Origin of the sequence: Streptomyces mirabilis, assembly GCF_018310535.1 — a bacterium.
Classification (GTDB): Bacteria; Actinomycetota; Actinomycetes; order Streptomycetales; family Streptomycetaceae; genus Streptomyces.
On sequence record NZ_CP074102.1, the window covers coordinates 6,575,424 to 6,592,550 of the forward strand.

At 69.2% G+C, this 17,127-nt stretch carries 13 protein-coding genes and 1 tRNA gene; 7 read left to right on the forward strand and 7 right to left on the reverse strand.

What is annotated here, in order from left to right:
• Positions 1 to 2: 2 nt before the first annotated feature.
• The 3 genes from pepN (at position 3) to SMIR_RS29000 (ending at position 5,893) form a co-directional block, all read left to right on the forward strand.
• Positions 3 to 2,501 (forward strand): aminopeptidase N, encoded by a 2,499-nt coding sequence (gene pepN, locus SMIR_RS28990; RefSeq protein ID WP_168500952.1) that lies wholly within the window; start codon positions 3 to 5, stop codon positions 2,499 to 2,501.
• A 609-nt stretch (positions 2,502 to 3,110) separates the two neighbouring features.
• Complete coding sequence (locus SMIR_RS28995) at positions 3,111 to 4,475, forward strand: pyridoxal phosphate-dependent decarboxylase family protein (protein WP_101405719.1); 1,365 nt, start codon at positions 3,111 to 3,113, stop codon at positions 4,473 to 4,475.
• Entirely contained in the window at positions 4,472 to 5,893 is a 1,422-nt protein-coding gene (locus SMIR_RS29000; RefSeq protein ID WP_168490533.1) for a lysine N(6)-hydroxylase/L-ornithine N(5)-oxygenase family protein, read from the forward strand. Before SMIR_RS28995 ends, SMIR_RS29000 begins: the two co-directional genes overlap by 4 nt.
• A gap of 77 nt (positions 5,894 to 5,970) precedes the next feature.
• Here the strand turns inward: SMIR_RS29000 and SMIR_RS29005 are convergent, their stop codons facing one another.
• The gene (locus SMIR_RS29005; RefSeq protein ID WP_212727571.1) at positions 5,971 to 7,785 is read right to left on the reverse strand and encodes a bifunctional metallophosphatase/5'-nucleotidase; all 1,815 of its coding nucleotides are present in this window, start codon (positions 7,783 to 7,785) and stop codon (positions 5,971 to 5,973) included.
• A gap of 138 nt (positions 7,786 to 7,923) precedes the next feature.
• Between SMIR_RS29005 and SMIR_RS29010 the strand changes: the two genes are divergently transcribed.
• Both SMIR_RS29010 and pyk read left to right on the forward strand, forming a co-directional pair.
• Entirely contained in the window at positions 7,924 to 8,637 is a 714-nt protein-coding gene (locus SMIR_RS29010) for an SIMPL domain-containing protein (protein WP_212727572.1), read from the forward strand.
• A gap of 150 nt (positions 8,638 to 8,787) precedes the next feature.
• Positions 8,788 to 10,224 carry a pyruvate kinase gene (pyk, locus tag SMIR_RS29015; protein ID WP_168490530.1) on the forward strand — a complete coding sequence of 479 codons (1,437 nt, stop codon included), beginning with the start codon at positions 8,788 to 8,790 and terminating at the stop codon, positions 10,222 to 10,224.
• 9 nt (positions 10,225 to 10,233) lie between these two features.
• Here pyk and SMIR_RS29020 read toward each other — a convergent pair whose 3' ends face one another.
• The gene (locus SMIR_RS29020) at positions 10,234 to 11,022 is read right to left on the reverse strand and encodes a helix-turn-helix domain-containing protein (RefSeq protein WP_168490529.1); all 789 of its coding nucleotides are present in this window, start codon (positions 11,020 to 11,022) and stop codon (positions 10,234 to 10,236) included.
• 88 nt (positions 11,023 to 11,110) lie between these two features.
• Positions 11,111 to 11,193 (reverse strand) — tRNA-Leu (locus SMIR_RS29025).
• A 101-nt stretch (positions 11,194 to 11,294) separates the two neighbouring features.
• Between SMIR_RS29025 and SMIR_RS29030 the strand changes: the two genes are divergently transcribed.
• Together SMIR_RS29030 and SMIR_RS29035 are read left to right on the forward strand one after the other, a co-directional pair.
• Entirely contained in the window at positions 11,295 to 11,945 is a 651-nt protein-coding gene (locus SMIR_RS29030) for an ANTAR domain-containing response regulator (RefSeq protein WP_168490528.1), read from the forward strand.
• 123 nt (positions 11,946 to 12,068) lie between these two features.
• Positions 12,069 to 12,452, forward strand: coding sequence for a DUF2267 domain-containing protein (locus SMIR_RS29035; RefSeq protein ID WP_168490527.1), 384 nt, complete (start codon positions 12,069 to 12,071; stop codon positions 12,450 to 12,452).
• A 116-nt stretch (positions 12,453 to 12,568) separates the two neighbouring features.
• Here SMIR_RS29035 and SMIR_RS29040 read toward each other — a convergent pair whose 3' ends face one another.
• Genes SMIR_RS29040 through SMIR_RS29055 form a run of 4 tightly spaced genes read right to left on the reverse strand, consistent with a single transcriptional unit; the run spans position 12,569 to position 16,987 of the window.
• Complete coding sequence (locus SMIR_RS29040) at positions 12,569 to 13,285, reverse strand: ABC transporter ATP-binding protein (protein WP_101405726.1); 717 nt, start codon at positions 13,283 to 13,285, stop codon at positions 12,569 to 12,571.
• Positions 13,282 to 14,247: an ABC transporter ATP-binding protein gene (locus tag SMIR_RS29045; RefSeq protein WP_168490526.1), complete on the reverse strand. Its 966-nt coding sequence runs from the start codon at positions 14,245 to 14,247 to the stop codon at positions 13,282 to 13,284. Before SMIR_RS29045 ends, SMIR_RS29040 begins: the two co-directional genes overlap by 4 nt.
• 5 nt (positions 14,248 to 14,252) lie before the next feature.
• Positions 14,253 to 16,049, reverse strand: coding sequence for a branched-chain amino acid ABC transporter permease (locus SMIR_RS29050; protein WP_168490525.1), 1,797 nt, complete (start codon positions 16,047 to 16,049; stop codon positions 14,253 to 14,255).
• A gap of 5 nt (positions 16,050 to 16,054) precedes the next feature.
• Positions 16,055 to 16,987, reverse strand: coding sequence for a branched-chain amino acid ABC transporter permease (locus tag SMIR_RS29055; RefSeq protein ID WP_075026312.1), 933 nt, complete (start codon positions 16,985 to 16,987; stop codon positions 16,055 to 16,057).
• Positions 16,988 to 17,127: the final 140 nt, after the last annotated feature.

Consider the following 17,127-nt stretch of genomic DNA (forward strand, 5'->3'; position numbering starts at 1 on the left):
GCATGTCCCCCATGTCCGTACTGACGCGCGACGAAGCGCAGACCCGTGCCCAGCTCCTCGACGTCCACCACTACGGGATCGCACTCGACGTGACCCGCGGGGACGAGACCTTCGACTCCCTGACCGTCATCCGGTTCACCGCCCGCGCCGACGCGGACACCTTCGTCGAGCTGAAGCCCGCCGAGCTGCGCTCCGTCACCCTCGACGGACAGCCCCTCGACCCCGAGACCCTCGACGAGAACCGGCTGCCCCTCAAAGGCCTCACCGCGGGCGAGCACGAACTGCGCGTCGACGCGAGCATGCGCTACTCCCGCACCGGAGAGGGCATGCACCGCTTCACCGACCCCACCGACGGCGAGACCTACGTCTACAGCCAGCTGTTCATGGACGACGTCCAGCGCGTCTTCGCCGCCTTCGACCAGCCCGACCTGAAGGCCGTCTTCGAACTCTCCGTGACCGCCCCCTACGGCTGGACCGTCCTCGCCAACGGCGTCGCCGAACACCTGGGGGAGGGCCGCTGGCAGGTCGCCCCCACCCCGCTGATCTCCACCTACCTCGTCGCCGTCGCCGCCGGCCCCTGGCACTCCGTCCGCACCGAGCACCGCGGCCTGCCCTTCGGCATCCACTGCCGCCGCTCGCTCGCCCCCTACCTCGACGCCGACGTCGACGAGATCCTCGACGTCACCCGCGCCTGCTTCGACCGCTACCACGAGAAGTTCGACGAGCCCTACCCCTTCGACTCCTACGACCAGGCGTTCGTCCCCGAGTTCAACGCCGGCGCCATGGAGAACCCCGGCCTCGTCACCTTCCGCGACGAGTTCGTCTACCGCTCCGCCGTCACCGACACCGAACGCCAGACCCGCGCCATGGTCATCGCCCACGAAATGGCCCACATGTGGTTCGGCGACCTCGTCACCCTGCGCTGGTGGGACGACATCTGGCTGAACGAGTCCTTCGCCGAGTACATGGGCTACCAGACCCTCACCGAAGCCACCCGCTTCACCGACACCTGGACCGACTTCGGCGTCACCCGCAAACCCTGGGGCTACGACGCCGACCAGCGCCCCTCCACCCACCCCGTCGCCCCCGACCCGGACGCCGTCCCCGACACCGCGTCCGCCATGCTCAACTTCGACGGCATCTCCTACGCCAAGGGCGCCTCCGCCCTGCGCCAACTCGTCACCTGGCTCGGCGAGAAGGACTTCCTGGCCGGCATCAACACCCACTTCGCCCGCCACAAGTTCGCCAACGCCACCCTCGCCGACTTCATCGACAACCTCGCCTCCGCCACCGAACGCGACGTCCACGCCTGGGCCGACTCCTGGCTGCGCACCACCGGCGTCGACACCCTCACCCCCACCCTCACCGCCGGACCCGACGGCACCCACACCCTCACCGTCGAACACCACGGCAGCCGCCCGCACCGCATCGCCGTCGGCCTCTACGACAACGACCTCGGCGGCGAAGGCCGCCTCACCCTGCGCGACCGCCTCGAAGCCGACGTCCCGGGCACCGAGCCGACCGTGATCGGCAAGCGCCCCGCCCTGCTCCTCCTCAACGACGGCGACCTCTCGTACGCCAAGGTCCGCTTCGACCCCGAGTCCTTCCAGGCCGTGCGCACCGCCCTCGCCGGACTGCCCGAACCCCTCACCCGCGCGGTCGTCTGGAACGCCCTGCGCGACGCCGTCCGCGACGGCGAACTGCCCGCCATGGCCTACATCGACGCCGCCCGCGCCCACCTCCCGCACGAGAGTGACCTCGCCCTGGTCCAGGGCGTCCTGTCGTTCGCCGCCGCCCAGGTCGCGGACCGCTACCTCCCCGCCGAGGACCGCCCGACCGCCCTCGCCACCCTCACCGACCTCTGCCGCGACCTCATCCGCCGCACCGAGGACGGCTCCCACCCCGGGCTGCGCCTCACCGCCGTACGCCACTACATCGACGTCGCCGCCCACCCCGACACCATCAGCGCCTGGTTCTCCGAAGGCACCGTCCCCGGCGGACCCGAACTCGACCCCGAACTGCGCTGGCGCATCCTCGGCAGGCTCGCCGTCCTCGGCGCCATCGACGACGCCGTCATCGAGGCCGAACTCGTCCAGGACCCCAGCGCCACCGGCCAGGAAGGCGCCGCCCGCTGCCGTGCCGCGCTGCCCGACCCCGAGGCCAAGCGCCGCGCCTGGGAGGAGATGTTCATCTCCGACCACCTCTCCAACTACCTCTTCACCGCCACCGCCCAGGGCTTCTGGCAGCCCGAACAGACCCAGCTCGTCCGGGAGTATGTCGAGCGCTACTGGACCGACGCCGTCGCCGTCGCCGCGCGTCGCGGCCCCGCCATCGCCGACGCCGCCGGGCGCTACGCGTTCCCCGTCCACGCCGTCACCCCCGAAACCCTCGCCCTCGGCGAGGCGTGCCTTCGCGACGCCGACCTCATCCCCGCCCTCCGCCGCAAACTCGTCGACCAACTCGACGATCTGGCACGGGCGTTGAGGGTACGCACCGCGTAACCACGACCATTGGCCGCGGACGCGCGGTCGCTGATCGCGCACCTCGGGCGGGGCTTCGCCCCGATTCCCCGCCCGCCCCCCGGTTGCTCGCCTGCGGGCTCGGTGGGGGCGGGCCGCGCAGTTCCCCGCGCCCCTGAGGCGGGGGCTTCGCCCCGCGTTCCCGGCCCGCCCGGATTCGTTCGGCTACGGGCTCGGTGGGGGCTGGTCGCGCAGTTCCCCGCGCCCCTAAAGGCCGCGGGGGCGTCCGGTGTTCCAGGGCGAGGCCGGGGGCCGATGCCCCACCCGCCCCGGCCCGCGTCTTCAGCCCGTCCGGCGTTTGAGGACGAGGCCGTTCAGGCCGACAGGGGGGTCTGGGGGCGCAGCCCCTGAGGACGATGGGGGTCCCCCTGCTCGAGCGAAGCCGAGAGCTTGGGGGAGGGTAGGGGCGCCGGGGGCGAGGGAAGGCGGGTCCGGTTCCGGCGTGGCGTCTAGCAGCTTCACCCCCCACCCACATTTCCTCCGCCCACCAGTACCCCCATTCGGGTCGGATCGTTGACCTTTCAGGGCGCGCAGGCCCATCCCCGTACAGGCTGGTATTCCCCCTGCCGCGCGCCCACCGGAGGACACCTCATGAGCACGCCGCCCCTCGCCTCAGGCCCCGAAGGTCCCGGCGCGCTGCGGCCGCTGCTCGACACCGTCCTCGACGCACTGCGCGAGGGCGGCGAGGCCCGCGGGGGACCGCTGCCCGCCGGCGGACCCGAGAGCGTGGCCCGGCGCGTACGGGACGCGGTCGGCGACGTACTGCCCGAGCAGGGCACCGAAGACGCCCTACGCGTCCTCGTACGGGCTCTCGCCGAGGGCGCAGCCGACCCCGCCGACCCCCTGTGCGCCGCCCACCTGCACTGCCCACCCCTCGCCGTCGCCACCGCCGCCGACCTCGCCGCCTCCACCCTCAACCCCTCCATGGACTCCTGGGACCAGGCCCCGGCCGCCTCGGAACTGGAGGCACTCGTCACCCGGGCCCTGGCCCAGGAGATCGGCGCCGACGACGCCCTGGTCACCACCGGCGGCACCGAGTCCAACCAACTCGCCCTCCTGCTCGCCCGGGAGGCACACGCCGGCGTGCGGCTCATCCACGGCGCCAACGCCCACCACTCCCTGCCCCGCGCCGCCTGGCTCCTCGGCCTGCCCGACCCCGTCGTCGTCCCCGCCCCCGCCGGCACCATGGACCTCGCCGCCCTCGACGAAGCCCTCACCGAACTCCAAGGCCTCCGCGGCTCCCTCCTCGTAGCCGCCACCGCCGGCACCACCGACGCCGGACTCATCGACCCCCTGCCCGACATCGCCGACCTCTGCGAAGCCCACGGCACCCGCCTCCACATCGACGCCGCCTACGGCGGAGGCCTCCTCTTCAGCGACCACCACCGCGGCAAACTCGACGGACTCGACCGCGCCCACACCGTCACCCTCGACCTGCACAAACTCGGCTGGCAGCCCGTCGCCGCAGGCCTCCTCGTCGTCAAGGACCCCCACGACCTCGACGCCCTGAGCCACCGCGCCGACTACCTCAACGCCGACGACGACACCGAAGCGGGCCTCCCCGACCTCCTCGGCCGCTCCCTGCGCACCACCCGACGCCCCGACATCCTCAAAGTCGCCGTCACCCTCAAAACCCTGGGGCGAGCGGGACTCGGCGCGCTCGTCGACCAGGTCTGCGCCCGCGCCGTCGAGCTGGCGGACCTCGTCGAAGCACACCCCGGCTTCGAGCTCTACGACCCGCCCACCCTCAGCACCGTCCTGTTCCGCCCCGCCGAGGCCTCCGACGAAGCCGTCGCCGCCGTACGCCGCACCCTGCTCCACGAAGGACGCGCCGTCCTCGGCCGAGCCCTGCTCGACGACCGGCTCTGGCTCAAAGCCACCCTCCTCAATCCCCACACCCGGCCGGGCGACCTGGCCGCGCTCCTGAAACTGGTGGAAGGACACACACCCCGATGAGCCCGACGCCCCTCCCCCCACGCCACGAGCCCGACGCGCCCCGCGACCTCGTGGGCATCGGCATCGGCCCGTTCAACCTCTCCCTCGCCGCCCTCGCCCACCCCCTCTCCGAACTCGACAGCGTCTTCTACGAACAGCGCCCCGGCTTCGACTGGCACCCGGGCCTGCTCATCGACGGCGCCACCCTCCAAGTCCCCTTCCTCGCCGACCTGGTCACCCTCGCCGACCCCGCCAGCCCCTGGTCCTTCCTCAACTACCTCAAGGACCGCGACCGCCTCTTCCCCTTCTACTTCGCCGAGCGCTTCCACATGCAGCGCGCCGAGTACGACGCCTACTGCCGCTGGGTCGCCGGCCGCCTCCCCGGACTCCACTTCGGCCACCAGGTCGATGCCGTCCGCTGGGACCCCGAACGCACCCTGTTCGAAGTCGACTTCACCCAGCTCGACAGCGAGGGAGAAGCCGAGGCCCTCGGCCGTACCCACACCCGCAACATCGTGCTCGGCGTCGGCACCGCACCCCACATCCCAGAGCCCCTCAAATCCCTCGTCGATGCCCCCGGCGTCCCCGTCATCCACGCCGCGGACTACCTCGCCCACCGCGAACGCTTCCTCACCGCCGAACACATCACCGTCATCGGCGCGGGGCAGTCGGGTGCCGAGGTCTTCCTCGACCTCCTGCGCAACCGGCCCGCAGGCCGCGAGAAGATCCACTGGCTCGCCCGCACCGAGGCCTTCGCCCCGATGGAGTACTCCAAGCTCGGCCTCGAACACTTCACCCCCGACTACACCCGCTACTTCCACGCCCTCGCCGAGCCCGTACGCGACCGGCTCGTCGCCGCCCAATGGCAACTCCACAAGGGCATCGACGCCGACACCATCGCCGCCATCCACGACGAGCTCTACCGCCGCACCCTCCACGGCGGCTGGCCCGACGCCGTCCTCACCCCCGCCGTCACCGTCCGCACCGCGGGCCTCGTCGCCACCACCCAGGTCGAACTCCACCTCGAACACGGCCAGCAGGGCGCCCGTACCCGCCTCGTCACCGACGCCGTGGTCCTCGCCACCGGCTACCGCGAACGTCCCCTCGGCCAGATCCTCGCCGGACTCGACCCCTACCTGCGCCGCGACAGCGCCGAACGCCCCCGCATCGACGATCAGTTCCGCCTGGCCCTCGACCCCTCCGTCCACGGCCGCGTCTACGTCCAGAACGCCGAACTCCACACCCACGGCGTCGGCGCCCCCGACCTCGGCCTCGCCGCCTGGCGCAGCGCCACCATCCTCAACTCGCTCACGGGCAAGGACCCCTACCCGCTCCCGCGCCGCACGGCCTTCACCACCTTCGGACTCGAACCCCACTCCCAGGTCCCGCCCGCCGGCCGCACCGCCCAGACCCTCACCCCGCTCGCCGACGGACGGTAAGAAGAAGACCCCGGACACGCGTCCGGGGTCCAGAAAACAGGCGTGCCAGAAAACAAGCAGGCCAGAAGACAGGCAGGCTAGAAGACAGGCGTGCCGTCCCGCGTGAGCTTCCAGTCCACCGAAGCGAACTCCTTCGGGTCGAGCACACCCTTCGCGGTCACCCACTCGGCGATCCGCGTACGGATCTCCGTCGACTCCGACCAGACCTCCTTCGCGGACGCCACATGCGGGAAGGCGCCGCCACCGTTCGCCCGGTAGTTGTTCACCGCGAACACGAACTGCTGCGCGTCGTCCAGCGCCGCACCGTTGTACGTCAGGTTCTTGATCCGCGAACCCTCCGCCTGCGCGATGTCGATGTCGTACCGGAGTCCCGACACATAGTCGTAGTTGTAGTCCGGACGGTTGTTCGCGTTGGTCAGCTTCTCCGTGTCGATCACGGCACCGGCCGACGTCCGCACGAAGTAGTTCGCCGAGTACTCCAGGTACGCCCGCACCTGCGCCCCCGTCAGCACCTTCGCGACCAGCGTGTTGTCGTACACGTACAGGCTCGACAGATCCCGGATCGTCACCTTGCCGGCCGGGATCTCGGAGGTGCGCGAGAACGGCGAGGCCTGCGCGATGACGGGCAGCGACGCGTACTCCGTGCCGACCAGCGCCGCCTTGACCACGTCCTCCTGCACCTTGGTGATCAGGTCGATGATCGGGGCGTCCTTGTAACGCGCCTCGACCGTCGTCAGCGTGTCCGTGGCCGTGCCGACGACCTGGTTGACGTACGCCACCACCAGATCGTGCTCGTCCTTCAGCAGCCGGGTGATCTTCGGGTCGTCGGCGACCGAGTTCGAGTTGCGGACCGCGGCCGCCACCGACTCGACCTGCCACTTCCCCTTCTCGAAGACCAGCTCGAAGTCGAACACCGACAGCCGCTCCGCATACGCCAGCGGCTCCGACAGCACCACCGTCCTGCCGGTCTTGGCGTTGGTGACCTTCAGCTCCGGGATCTCCACGTGCGCGTGCCCGACGAGAATCGCGTCGATCCCCGGCACCTGCTGGGCGACGAGCGCCGCCGAGTTCTCGACGTACGGCAGCTGGTCACCGTAGGAGGACGTGCCGGACGAACCGGAGTGCGCCGACACGACGACCACGTCCGCACCCATCGACCGCAGCTTCGGCACCCACTTCGCCGCCTGCTCCTCCAGACCAGGGAACGTCAACTTCCCCTGGACGTAAGCCTTGTCCCAGATCGCGATACCCGGGTTCGTCAGACCGAGCACCGCCACCTTCACCGACGGCGCGCCCGGCACGTGGAACGTCTTCATGAAGTACGGCGGGAAAGCCGGCTTCAGCGTCTTCGCGTCCAGCGCGTTCGCACCCAGCAGCGGGAAGCGGCACTGCGACTCGAACTTCCGCAGCGTCTCGATGCCGTAGTTGAACTCGTGGTTGCCCAGCGCCACCGCGTCATAGCCGATCGCGTTCATCGCCTGCGCCATCGGGTGCACCGGACCGCCCTTGGCGGTGATCGGGTCCACCTTCGCGTAGTAGTACGTCAGCGGGGTGCCCTGAATCGTGTCGCCCGCGTCCAGAAGGAGGGTGTTGCAACGCCCCTTCTCCTTGCGGATCTCGTTCACCAGTGTCGAGATCCGCGCCAGACCCTGCGCGTTGCCCGCGGTGTCCTTGTACTCCGCGTCCTTGAAGTAGTCCCAGTTGAAGACATGTCCGTGCAGATCCGTCGTGCCCATGACGGTGAGGGAGTACCGCTTCACGGGCTTCTTCTTACCCCCCGCCGCCGCCGAGGTGGCCGCCTGCGCGGGCGGAGCCGCGACCGCACCGGTCAACGCCACCCCCGCACCCGTCACGGCGGACTTCTTCAGGAACTTCCGGCGGTTCAACGGCATGTCTATGGCTCCTCGGGAAATGGTCAACGACGCGCGTAGATTCTGACCCACACATGACACTCCAGAACAGGTCCTGGAGGTTTCCATCTGGTGACCACCGGGCACCACGACCACCCTTCCGGTGACAGAGTGGGGCGTATGGCCCCCACCGCAGAGGAACCCCGACCCGCAGTCCCCTACGGAACCCCCGAATCACCCCGCATCGCAGTCCGCGGCGAAGCCCACCTCGAAGTCGACCCCGAGATCGCCCGCATCGGCATCACCGTCAGCGCCCGCGGCACCGACCGACGCGATGCCCTCGCCGACCTCACCCGCCGCAACGCCACCGCCATGGACCTCGTGAAGTCCTACGGAGACGCCGTCGAACGCCTCGAAACCGGCGCCTTCTCGATCAGTCCGGAACTCACCAAACACGGCCGCGGCGAACGTATCCGCGCCTACCACGGCCGCGTCCACCTCACCGCCGAACTCACCGACTTCACCGCACTCGGCGAGCTGACGACACGCCTCGCGGATCTCGACCTCACCCGGGTCGCCGGCCCCTGGTGGGCCCTGCGCCCCGACTCGCCCTCCCACCGCCAAGCCCGCCAGCAAGCGGTCCGCGAAGCCGTCCAACGCGCCCGTGAATATGCCGAAGCCCTCGGCACCACCCTCGCCGCCCTCGTCGAACTCGCCGACATCGGCGCCGAGAACGCCCAGCCCTTCCCCGCGGCCCCCGGCCGCGCCATGCGCTCCATGTCCTTCGCCGGCGGCGCCCCCGAAGAAGCCGCCCCCCTCGACCTCGAACCCGAGCGCCAACACATCTACGCCCAGGTCAACGCCCGATTCACGATGGCACCGCCGGAACTGTAAAGCGCGGACCGGTCGCCATAAAGTACCGACGCGCTCATCGGAGCACCCCCGCGCACAATTCAACTGTTGTCAATAAGGCTTCATGCAAAGGTTGTTGAGTAGTCATGCTGGACCAATTCTCTACCGACCGGTAAGGCCTAGGCTCAAACCATGCGCCGAGCGAAAATCGTCTGTACATTGGGCCCCGCCACCGACTCGTACGACCAGCTCAAAGCCCTGGTCGACGCCGGAATGGACGTAGCCCGCTTCAACCTCAGCCACGGCACCTACGCCGAACACGAGGAGCGCTACCAGCGCGTGCGAAAGGCCTCCGACGAGACCGGCCGCAGCGTCGGACTGCTCGCCGACCTTCAAGGCCCGAAGATCCGACTCGGCCGCTTCACCGAAGGCCCCGTACTCCTTGAACGCGGAGACACCTTCACCATCACCGTCGAAGAAGGCGCCGAGGGCGACCGCCTCACCTGCGGCACGACGTACTCGGGCCTCGCGGCCGATGTCACCCCCGGCGAACGCATCCTCGTCGACGACGGCAAGGTCTGCCTCGAAGTCACCGCCGTCGACGGCCCCCGCGTCCACACCACCGTCGTCGAAGGCGGCATGGTCTCCGACCACAAGGGCCTCAACCTCCCCGGCGTCGCCGTCTCCGTCCCCGCCCTCTCCGACAAGGACGAAGCGGACCTCCGCTGGGCCCTGCGCACCGGCTTCGACGTCATCGCCCTCTCCTTCGTCCGCAGCGGCCGCGACATCGACGACGTCCACCGCATCATGGACGAGGAAGGCCGCCGCCTCCCCGTCATCGCCAAGGTCGAGAAGCCCCAGGCGGTCGACGCGATCGACGACATCGTCGCCGCCTTCGACGGCATCATGGTCGCCCGCGGCGACCTGGGCGTCGAAATGCCCCTCGAACAGGTCCCGATCGTCCAGAAGCGCGCCATCAAGCTGGCCAAGCGCAACGCCAAGCCGGTCATCGTCGCCACCCAGATGCTCGACTCGATGATCGACAACTCCCGCCCCACCCGAGCCGAGGCGTCCGACGTCGCCAACGCCGTCATCGACGGCACGGACGCCGTGATGCTCTCCGGCGAGACGAGCGTCGGCAAGTACCCCGTGGAGACCGTCCGGACGATGTCCCGCATCGTCGAGGCCGCCGAGGAGGACATCCTCGCCAAGGGTCTGCCGCCCCTGACCGACCGGAACAAGCCCCGCACCCAGGGCGGTGCGGTCGCCCGCGCGGCGGCGGAGATGGGCGACTTCCTCGGCGCCAAGTTCCTCGTCGCCTTCACCCAGTCCGGCGACACGGTCCGCCGCCTGTCCCGCTACCGCTCCCCGATCCCCCTCCTCGCCTTCACCCCGACCCCGGCGACCCGCTCCCAGCTGAACCTGACCTGGGGCGTAGAAACGTTCCTGGGGCCGCACGTCGACTCCACCGACGCGATGGTCGACCAGGTGGACGAACTCCTCCTGAAGTACGGCCGCTGCAAGAAGGGCGACATCGTCGTCATCACCGCCGGCTCCCCGCCCGGCGTCTCGGGCACCACGAACCTCGTACGCGTCCACCACATCGGGGAGGACGACAGCCCCAAGTAGGTCCGGCTGTCAGTACTTGGGCCCGACGTGGGCGTCCATGAGAGCGACGGAGGCTTTGCGGGCGACGGAGATGTTGAACGGGTCGCTGCCGCGCGCCAGCGTCGTCCACTCGACGCCGACGTTGTCCAGGGTGTCGGTAAAGAGCTTCCGGATGTCGTCGGACTTGTTGGTGAAGAAATACCGGGGGTACTCATAGCGCTTGCGCTCACCGGCGACGAGGCGGGTCGTCCAGTTCGTGATGCGACAGCCATCGGAGTGGATGAGCCCGCGGATGAATTCCCACGGGTGAGCGTCGACGATTTCCTGTTGCCAGGGTTCGAGGACGATCGGGCGCTCGTGCTTCTTGCCGGGGCCGTGCTGGGGAAACAGGCAGTGCAGGTGTTTCGAGTAGACCTTCACGTTGCGGCAGCCTGTCTTGCGGACGCGACACACGGCGTTGTCGGGGAAGACCGCGCGCATGGCTTGCTCGCAGTCGTCCATGAGTCCGGGCCATGCTTCGCAGCACGTGATCATGAGATTGGGCACGCGGTGCTCGGAGTAGCGACTGATGTGGCCGTCGCCCAGATACAGGCCGAGTAGGTAGCTGTAGGCGGGCTCGTCGAGGTCTCGTCCATCGCACCGTGGGCACTTGGGGTCATGCTTCCCTGGGCACTCGCCGCGTTTCGCGCGGTCCATGTGCTTCCAGTAACTGACCGTCCCGAGCGGGACGTTGAATCGCCGTGCTACGTCCGCGTTCCGCGCGCCGTCGCGCAGTAGTGAGAGCGCCTGCTGTCGAACCTCAGTTCCGTGAAAGATCATGTGGCCACTCTGCGTTACTGATCGTGACCGTGCGCAGCAAAAAGCGGATGTTCACGAGAACGAGAACATCCGCTTAGCTGGAAAACTGTGCCGGGTGCGGGATTCGAACCCGCAAGCCCTCACGGGCAGAGGTGTTTGAGACCTCCGTGTATACCGTTCCACCAACCCGGCGTAAGTAGCTGCCCGGAAGCATACCGGGTCACCGCAGCTCGCTGCAGCTAGGTAGGCTCTTGGGCAGCAGCACTTGCCCGGCCCGTGAACGAGGAGCCCCCGTGACCGCCCCCGAGTCGCCCCAGCCCGTCGCCGACGACGACAAGTCGCACGTGCCTCCGCTGACGACCCGTGTCGTCATCGCCGAGGACGAGGCGCTGATCCGCCTCGACCTCAAAGAGATGCTCGAGGAAGAGGGCTACGCCGTCGTGGGAGAGGCGGGGGACGGGGAGCAGGCCGTCGAACTGGCCCGTGAGCACCGGCCCGACCTCGTGATCCTCGACGTCAAGATGCCCAAGCTGGACGGGATCTCGGCGGCCGAGAAGATCGCCGAGGAGGGCATCGCCCCCGTGCTGATGCTCACCGCGTTCTCGCAGCGCGACCTCGTCGAGCGGGCCCGCGACGCCGGCGCGATGGCGTACCTCGTGAAGCCCTTCAGCAAGAGCGACGTCGTACCGGCGATCGAGATGGCCGTCTCGCGGTTCACGGAGCTGAAGCAGCTGGAGAGGGAGGTTGCGGACCTCAGTCAGCGTCTGGAGACGCGGAAGCTGGTGGACCGGGCCAAGTCCGTGCTCCAGACGGAATATGGGCTGACGGAGCCCGCCGCGTTCCGGTGGATCCAGAAGACCTCCATGGACCGCCGTATGTCCATGCAGCAGGTCGCCGAGGCGGTCATCGCGGACGCCGAGGAGAAGAAGGCCTCCAAGGGTTAGGGAGGGCGGGGCGCCCCGTTTCGGGGTGCAGTGGCTTGCCCGCGCGAGCCCGGCGACCGCGTGTCAGGCTGGTTTCGGGGCCGCGTGGCCTTCGGGGCGGCAAGGCAGCAAAGGAGACGGCGCGTGGAAGAGAAGGCGTTCGTCCAAGCGGTGTCGGAACGTACGGGCCTGACTCGGCAGGAGTCGGCCGATCTCACGCGTGCCACGCTCGAGACGCTCGCCCATCGGCTGAGCTCGGGTGAGGCGCGGAACCTGGCGCTGGAGCTCCCGGAGGGTCTGGCGGAGTCCGTTCGGCGGGGTGCGACCGCCGAGATCGAGCGCTTCGACTACGACGAGCTCGTGCGGCGTGTGGCGGCGCGCAACGTACTCAAGCCGGACGAGGCCGACAGCGGCGTCCGTGCCGTGCTGGTCACGCTCCGTGAGGCGATCAGCGAGAAGGAGTTCGGCCACGCGATGTCGCAACTCGGTGCCGACTTCACCAGGCCGATCGAGAATTTCGCCGGTTGATTCCGCGCCTTTCGGCGACGGCAGCCAGCGAGTGACGAAGAGGCCCACGCCCCCCGGCTGGGGGGCGCGGGCCTCTTCGTGTGTCGGCCGTACGGTCGTACGGCCGGAGCCTGGTCTCAGTCCTCGCCCAGGTAGGCCTTGCGCACCGACTCGTCGTGCAGCAGGTCCTGACCGGTGCCGGAGAGGACGATGTTGCCGACCTCCATGACGTGTCCCTGATCGGCGAGGGAGAGCGCCGCCTGGGCGTTCTGCTCGACGAGGAGGATGGTCGTGCCGTCGGCCTTGAGTTCGGCGATGGTGGCCATGATCTTCTGCATCATGATCGGCGAGAGGCCCATGGAGGGTTCGTCGAGCATGAGCAGCTTGGGCTGGGACATGAGCGCGCGGCCCATGGCCAGCATCTGCTGCTCGCCGCCGGAGAGGGTTCCCGCGGCCTGCTTGCGGCGTTCACCCAGGATGGGGAAGAGGTCGTAGGCGCGCTGGATGTCCTTCTCGATGCCCGCCTTGTCGGAGCGCAGGAACGCGCCGAGCTGGAGGTTCTCGGTGATCGTCAGCCGGGGGAAGATGTGGCGTCCCTCGGGGGAGTGGGCGAGGCCCAGGGAGACGATCTTGTGGGCGGGGATGTTGCTGAGGGGTTTGCCGTCGAAGGTGATGCGGCCCCCGGTGGGCTTGAGGAGCCCGGAGAGGGTGCGCAGGGTGGTCGTCTTGCCGGCGCCGTTGGTGCCGATGAGGGTGACGATCTGGCCGGCTTCGACGGAGAAGGAGATGCCCTTGACGGCTTCGATCTTGCCGTAGGCGACCTTGAGGTCTTCGACCTCGAGCAGTGCGGTCACTGGGCGTTTCCTTCCTTGCTGGTGGTGCCCTCCGCGGCGGCGTCGCTCTCGGCGGCCTCAGGAGTCTCGGTGACCTCGGGAGCCTCGGCGGCCTCGGGGGCTTCCGCGGCCTCGGGAGTGTCCGTGGCCTCCGCCGCCTCGGCGGCTTCGACCTCGGCGACCTCTTCCGCGCCGGGGGCGCCCTCGAAGGGGGTGCCGAGGTAGGCGGCGATGACGCGTTCGTCGCCCTGGACGACCTCGGAGGTGCCCTCGACGAGCTTCTCGCCCTGGACGAGGCAGGCGACGCGGTCGGACAGGTTGAAGATGAAGCGCATGTCGTGCTCGATGACGAGGACGGCGATGCCCCTGTCGCGGATGGCGAAGACGAGGTCTTCGGTCGCGCGTGTCTCCTGGGGGTTCATGCCGGCCGTGGGCTCGTCCAGGAGCAGCAGTCCCGGTTCGCTCGCCATGGCGCGGGCGATTTCGAGCTTGCGCTGTTCGCCGTAGGGGAGGTTGCGGGAGAGGTGGTCGGCCTTGTGGTCGAGGCCGATGAACTCCAGCAGTTCCATGGCGCGTTCGCGGGAGGCGGCTTCTGCCTTGCGGAAGCCGGGGCCGCGCAGGAGGGCCGACCAGAGGCCTTCCTTGGTCCTGGTGTGGCGGCCGACGAGCACGTTCTCCAGGACGGTCATGTTGGCGAAGAGCCGGATGTTCTGGAAGGTGCGGGCGATGCCGGCGCTGGTGACGAGGTGGGGCTTGGGCGGGAGGACGGTGCCCTTGTAGGAGACCTTGCCCTCGGTCGGCACGTACAGGCCGGTGAGGCAGTTGAAGAAGGTGGTCTTGCCCGCGCCGTTGGGGCCGATGAGGCCGACGATCTCGCCGGAGTTGACGGTGAGGTCGACGCTGCGGACGGCGGTGAGGCCGCCGAAGCGCATGGTGACGCCGCTGGCCTCGAGTACGGGGCTGGTGGCCGTGGTGGTGGTCATGTGGGTCACGCCCCTGCCTTGGTGACGCCGACAGTGGAGTCGGGCAGGCCTTGTTCGGGGATGTCGATGCTGTCGTCGGACTCGTGGAATTCGAGCTGGCGGCGGCGGTTGGCGATGATGCCTTCGGGGCGGAAGCGCATGAGGACCACGAGCGCGATGCCGAAGGCGAAGAGCTGGTACTCCTTCAGGAAGCCGAGCTTCTCGGGGAGGAGGTAGAGCAGGGTGGCGCCGAGGATGGGGCCGTTGACGGTGCCCATGCCGCCGAGGACGACCGCGGCCAGCAGGAAGGCCGAGTTGGGCGGTACGGAGCCGGCGAACTGGTACGGGGCCGGGTTGACGCTGTAGCCGACGTGGGCGCTGACCGTACCGGCGAGGCCGGCGAGGGAGGCGCCGAGGGCGAAGGCGATGAGCTTGACGCGGAAGCCGTTGATGCCCATGGCGGTGGCGGCGGTCTCGTCCTCGCGGATGGCGATCCAGGAGCGGCCGATACGGGAGTCGGCGGCGCGGTTGAAGACGATCACGACGATGCCGGTGATGATCAGCATCAGCAGGAAGTAGTTCGCGAAGCGGCCGAGGGTGATCGAGCCGATGTCGTGCGAGTTCCCGAGGTTGAACCCGAAGATGTCGAGGTCCGGGATCATCGAGATGCCGTTGGGGCCGTTGGTCAGGTTCGGTCCGGAGGAGCCGTCGAGGTTGTTGACGGAGATGCGGAAGATCTCTCCGAAGCCGAGGGTGACGATGGCGAGGTAGTCGCCGCGCAGTCGCAGGGTGGGGGCGCCGATGAGGACGCCGAAGACGAGCGACGCGGCCATGCCGGTGAGCATGGCGGCCCAGAAGGGGAACTGGACGCCGGAGAAGCGGGAGAACTCGGAGCCGGAGACGAGGGCCGCGGCGTAGGCGCCGACGCCGAGGAAGGCGACGTATCCGAGGTCGAGGAGTCCGGTGAGGCCGACGACGATGTTCAGGCCGAGGGCGACGGTGGCGACGACGAGGATGTTCACGCCGAGGTTGGCGTTGTGCTCGTTGTTCTCGACGAAGGGGAAGACCGCCGCGGCGAGGAACGCCATGGAGGTGGCGAATCCCTTGTGGCGGGCGTTGAGTGTGGCGAACCGGTCGAAGAGCCCGGCGGCCTGGAGCGCCCAGGTGCCGAGGACGACGAGCAGCAGGTAGCCGATGAAGGTCTCGCTGGCGTCGGGGTCGACGCCGATGCCGTACGTGAAGACGATCAGCGCGACGGCGGTGGCGCCGGTGATGACGAGGCGCTCGGCCCAGCCGGGGAGCTGCTGGGCCGCGGGGATGCGGTCGGGCTTGCTGACCCAGTCCTTGAAGGTGTCGCCGGGGCTCGGGAGAGCGAGGGCGCCGACGAGGGCGATCAGGGAGCCGATGGCGGTGACGTAGGCGCCGGGGTCGAGGGCGACGAGGCCCTTGAGGTCGACCGCGATGGCGATGGCGCTGAACCAGCTGACCGCGAACGCGGAGGCGGCGGCGAGGACGACGGGCGCGGTGGCGCCTGCCGGGTTGAGCCAGCGCAGGCCGCGGACGCCGAAGAGGGTGAGCGCGAAGAGCAGGGTGATCGCGCCGGCGACGAGGTCGAGGATCTGGAGGCCGGCCGGGGAGCCGTAGTAGGTGAGGTCCCCGGGGAAGTCGGCCGTGTAGGTCCACGACATGAAGGTGCTGGCGATGGTGGCGACGGCGCCGACGGCGATGAGGGCGCGCGCGGCGGTCTGGGGGAGTGCGATCAGGCCGCGCGCGGGGGCGGTGATCTCGGCGGTGTTCTCGGTGGTGTTCTCGGTGGTTGCCATGGTGTTCACGCCCTGTCCGCGACGCGTTCGCCGACCAGGCCTTGTGGCCTGAACAGCAGTACGAGGATGAGGAGGACGAAGGCCCAGACGGAGGACCAGCCGCCGCCGCCGAGCTGCTGCATGCCGGGGATACCGTCGATGTAGGAGGTGGCCATGGTCTCGGCGAGGCCGAGGACGAGGCCGCCGATCATGGCGCCGTAGATGTTGCCGATGCCGCCGAGGACGGCCGCGGTGAAGGCCTTGAGGCCCATCTGGAAGCCCATGTTGTACTGGATCGAGCCGTAGCGCAGGCCGTAGGAGACGGCGGCGACGGCGGCGAAGAAGCCGCCGATGGCGAAGGCGATCACGATGATCTTGTTGGTGTCGATGCCCATGAGCTGGGCGGTGTCAGGGTCTTGGGCGGTGGCCTGCATGGCGCGGCCGGTGCGGGACATGCTGACGAAGAGGGCGAGGGCCGCCATGCAGAGCGGGGCGGCGACGATGACGAAGAGCGAGCCGCTGCTGATGCTGATGGACCCGATGTGCCAGGGTCCGGCGTCGATCTGGGGGAAGTTGCGGTCGGTCTTGGCGTTCGGGTACCAGTTGAAGACGGCCTGCTGGAGCGCGAGGGAGAGGCCGATGGCGGTGATGAGCGGTGCCAGGCGTGGCGCGCCGCGCAGTGGTCGGTAGGCGAACCGTTCCGCCCCGACGGCGATGAGGACGGCGACGAGTCCGCCGCCGATGAGCATCGCCGGGAGGGCTATCCACATGGATGTGCCGTCGGGCAGGACGTAGAGGTAGACCGTGAGTGCGCCGAAGCCTCCGGTCATGAAGATCTCGCCGTGGGCGAAGTTGATGAGCTGGACGATGCCGTACACCATCGTGTAGCCGATGGCGATCAGCCCGTACATCGAGCCGAGGAACAGCCCGTTGGCCAGCTGCTGCGGCAGGGTGTTCACCGCATGGCCTCCATGTGGGTGGGGAGAGTGAACGGGGGTATATGGGACGGGCCGCGCGGTGACGTGTGGTCTTGGCCGCGCGGCCCTGGGGTGTAGCTAGCGGCGGATCTCGGATCAGCTGGGATCAGCTGGAGTTAGCT

Coding starts and splice junctions, on each gene's coding strand:
- SMIR_RS29005 (WP_212727571.1), bottom strand. CDS start 7,785: ATGCCGTTGAACCGCCGGAAGTTCCTGAAGAAGTCCGCCGTGACGGGT.
- SMIR_RS28995 (WP_101405719.1), top strand. CDS start 3,111: ATGAGCACGCCGCCCCTCGCCTCAGGCCCCGAAGGTCCCGGCGCGCTG.
- SMIR_RS29020 (WP_168490529.1), bottom strand. CDS start 11,022: ATGATCTTTCACGGAACTGAGGTTCGACAGCAGGCGCTCTCACTACTG.
- SMIR_RS29000 (WP_168490533.1), top strand. CDS start 4,472: ATGAGCCCGACGCCCCTCCCCCCACGCCACGAGCCCGACGCGCCCCGC.
- pepN (WP_168500952.1), top strand. CDS start 3: ATGTCCCCCATGTCCGTACTGACGCGCGACGAAGCGCAGACCCGTGCC.
- SMIR_RS29050 (WP_168490525.1), bottom strand. CDS start 16,049: ATGGCAACCACCGAGAACACCACCGAGAACACCGCCGAGATCACCGCC.
- pyk (WP_168490530.1), top strand. CDS start 8,788: ATGCGCCGAGCGAAAATCGTCTGTACATTGGGCCCCGCCACCGACTCG.
- SMIR_RS29010 (WP_212727572.1), top strand. CDS start 7,924: ATGGCCCCCACCGCAGAGGAACCCCGACCCGCAGTCCCCTACGGAACC.
- SMIR_RS29045 (WP_168490526.1), bottom strand. CDS start 14,247: ATGACCACCACCACGGCCACCAGCCCCGTACTCGAGGCCAGCGGCGTC.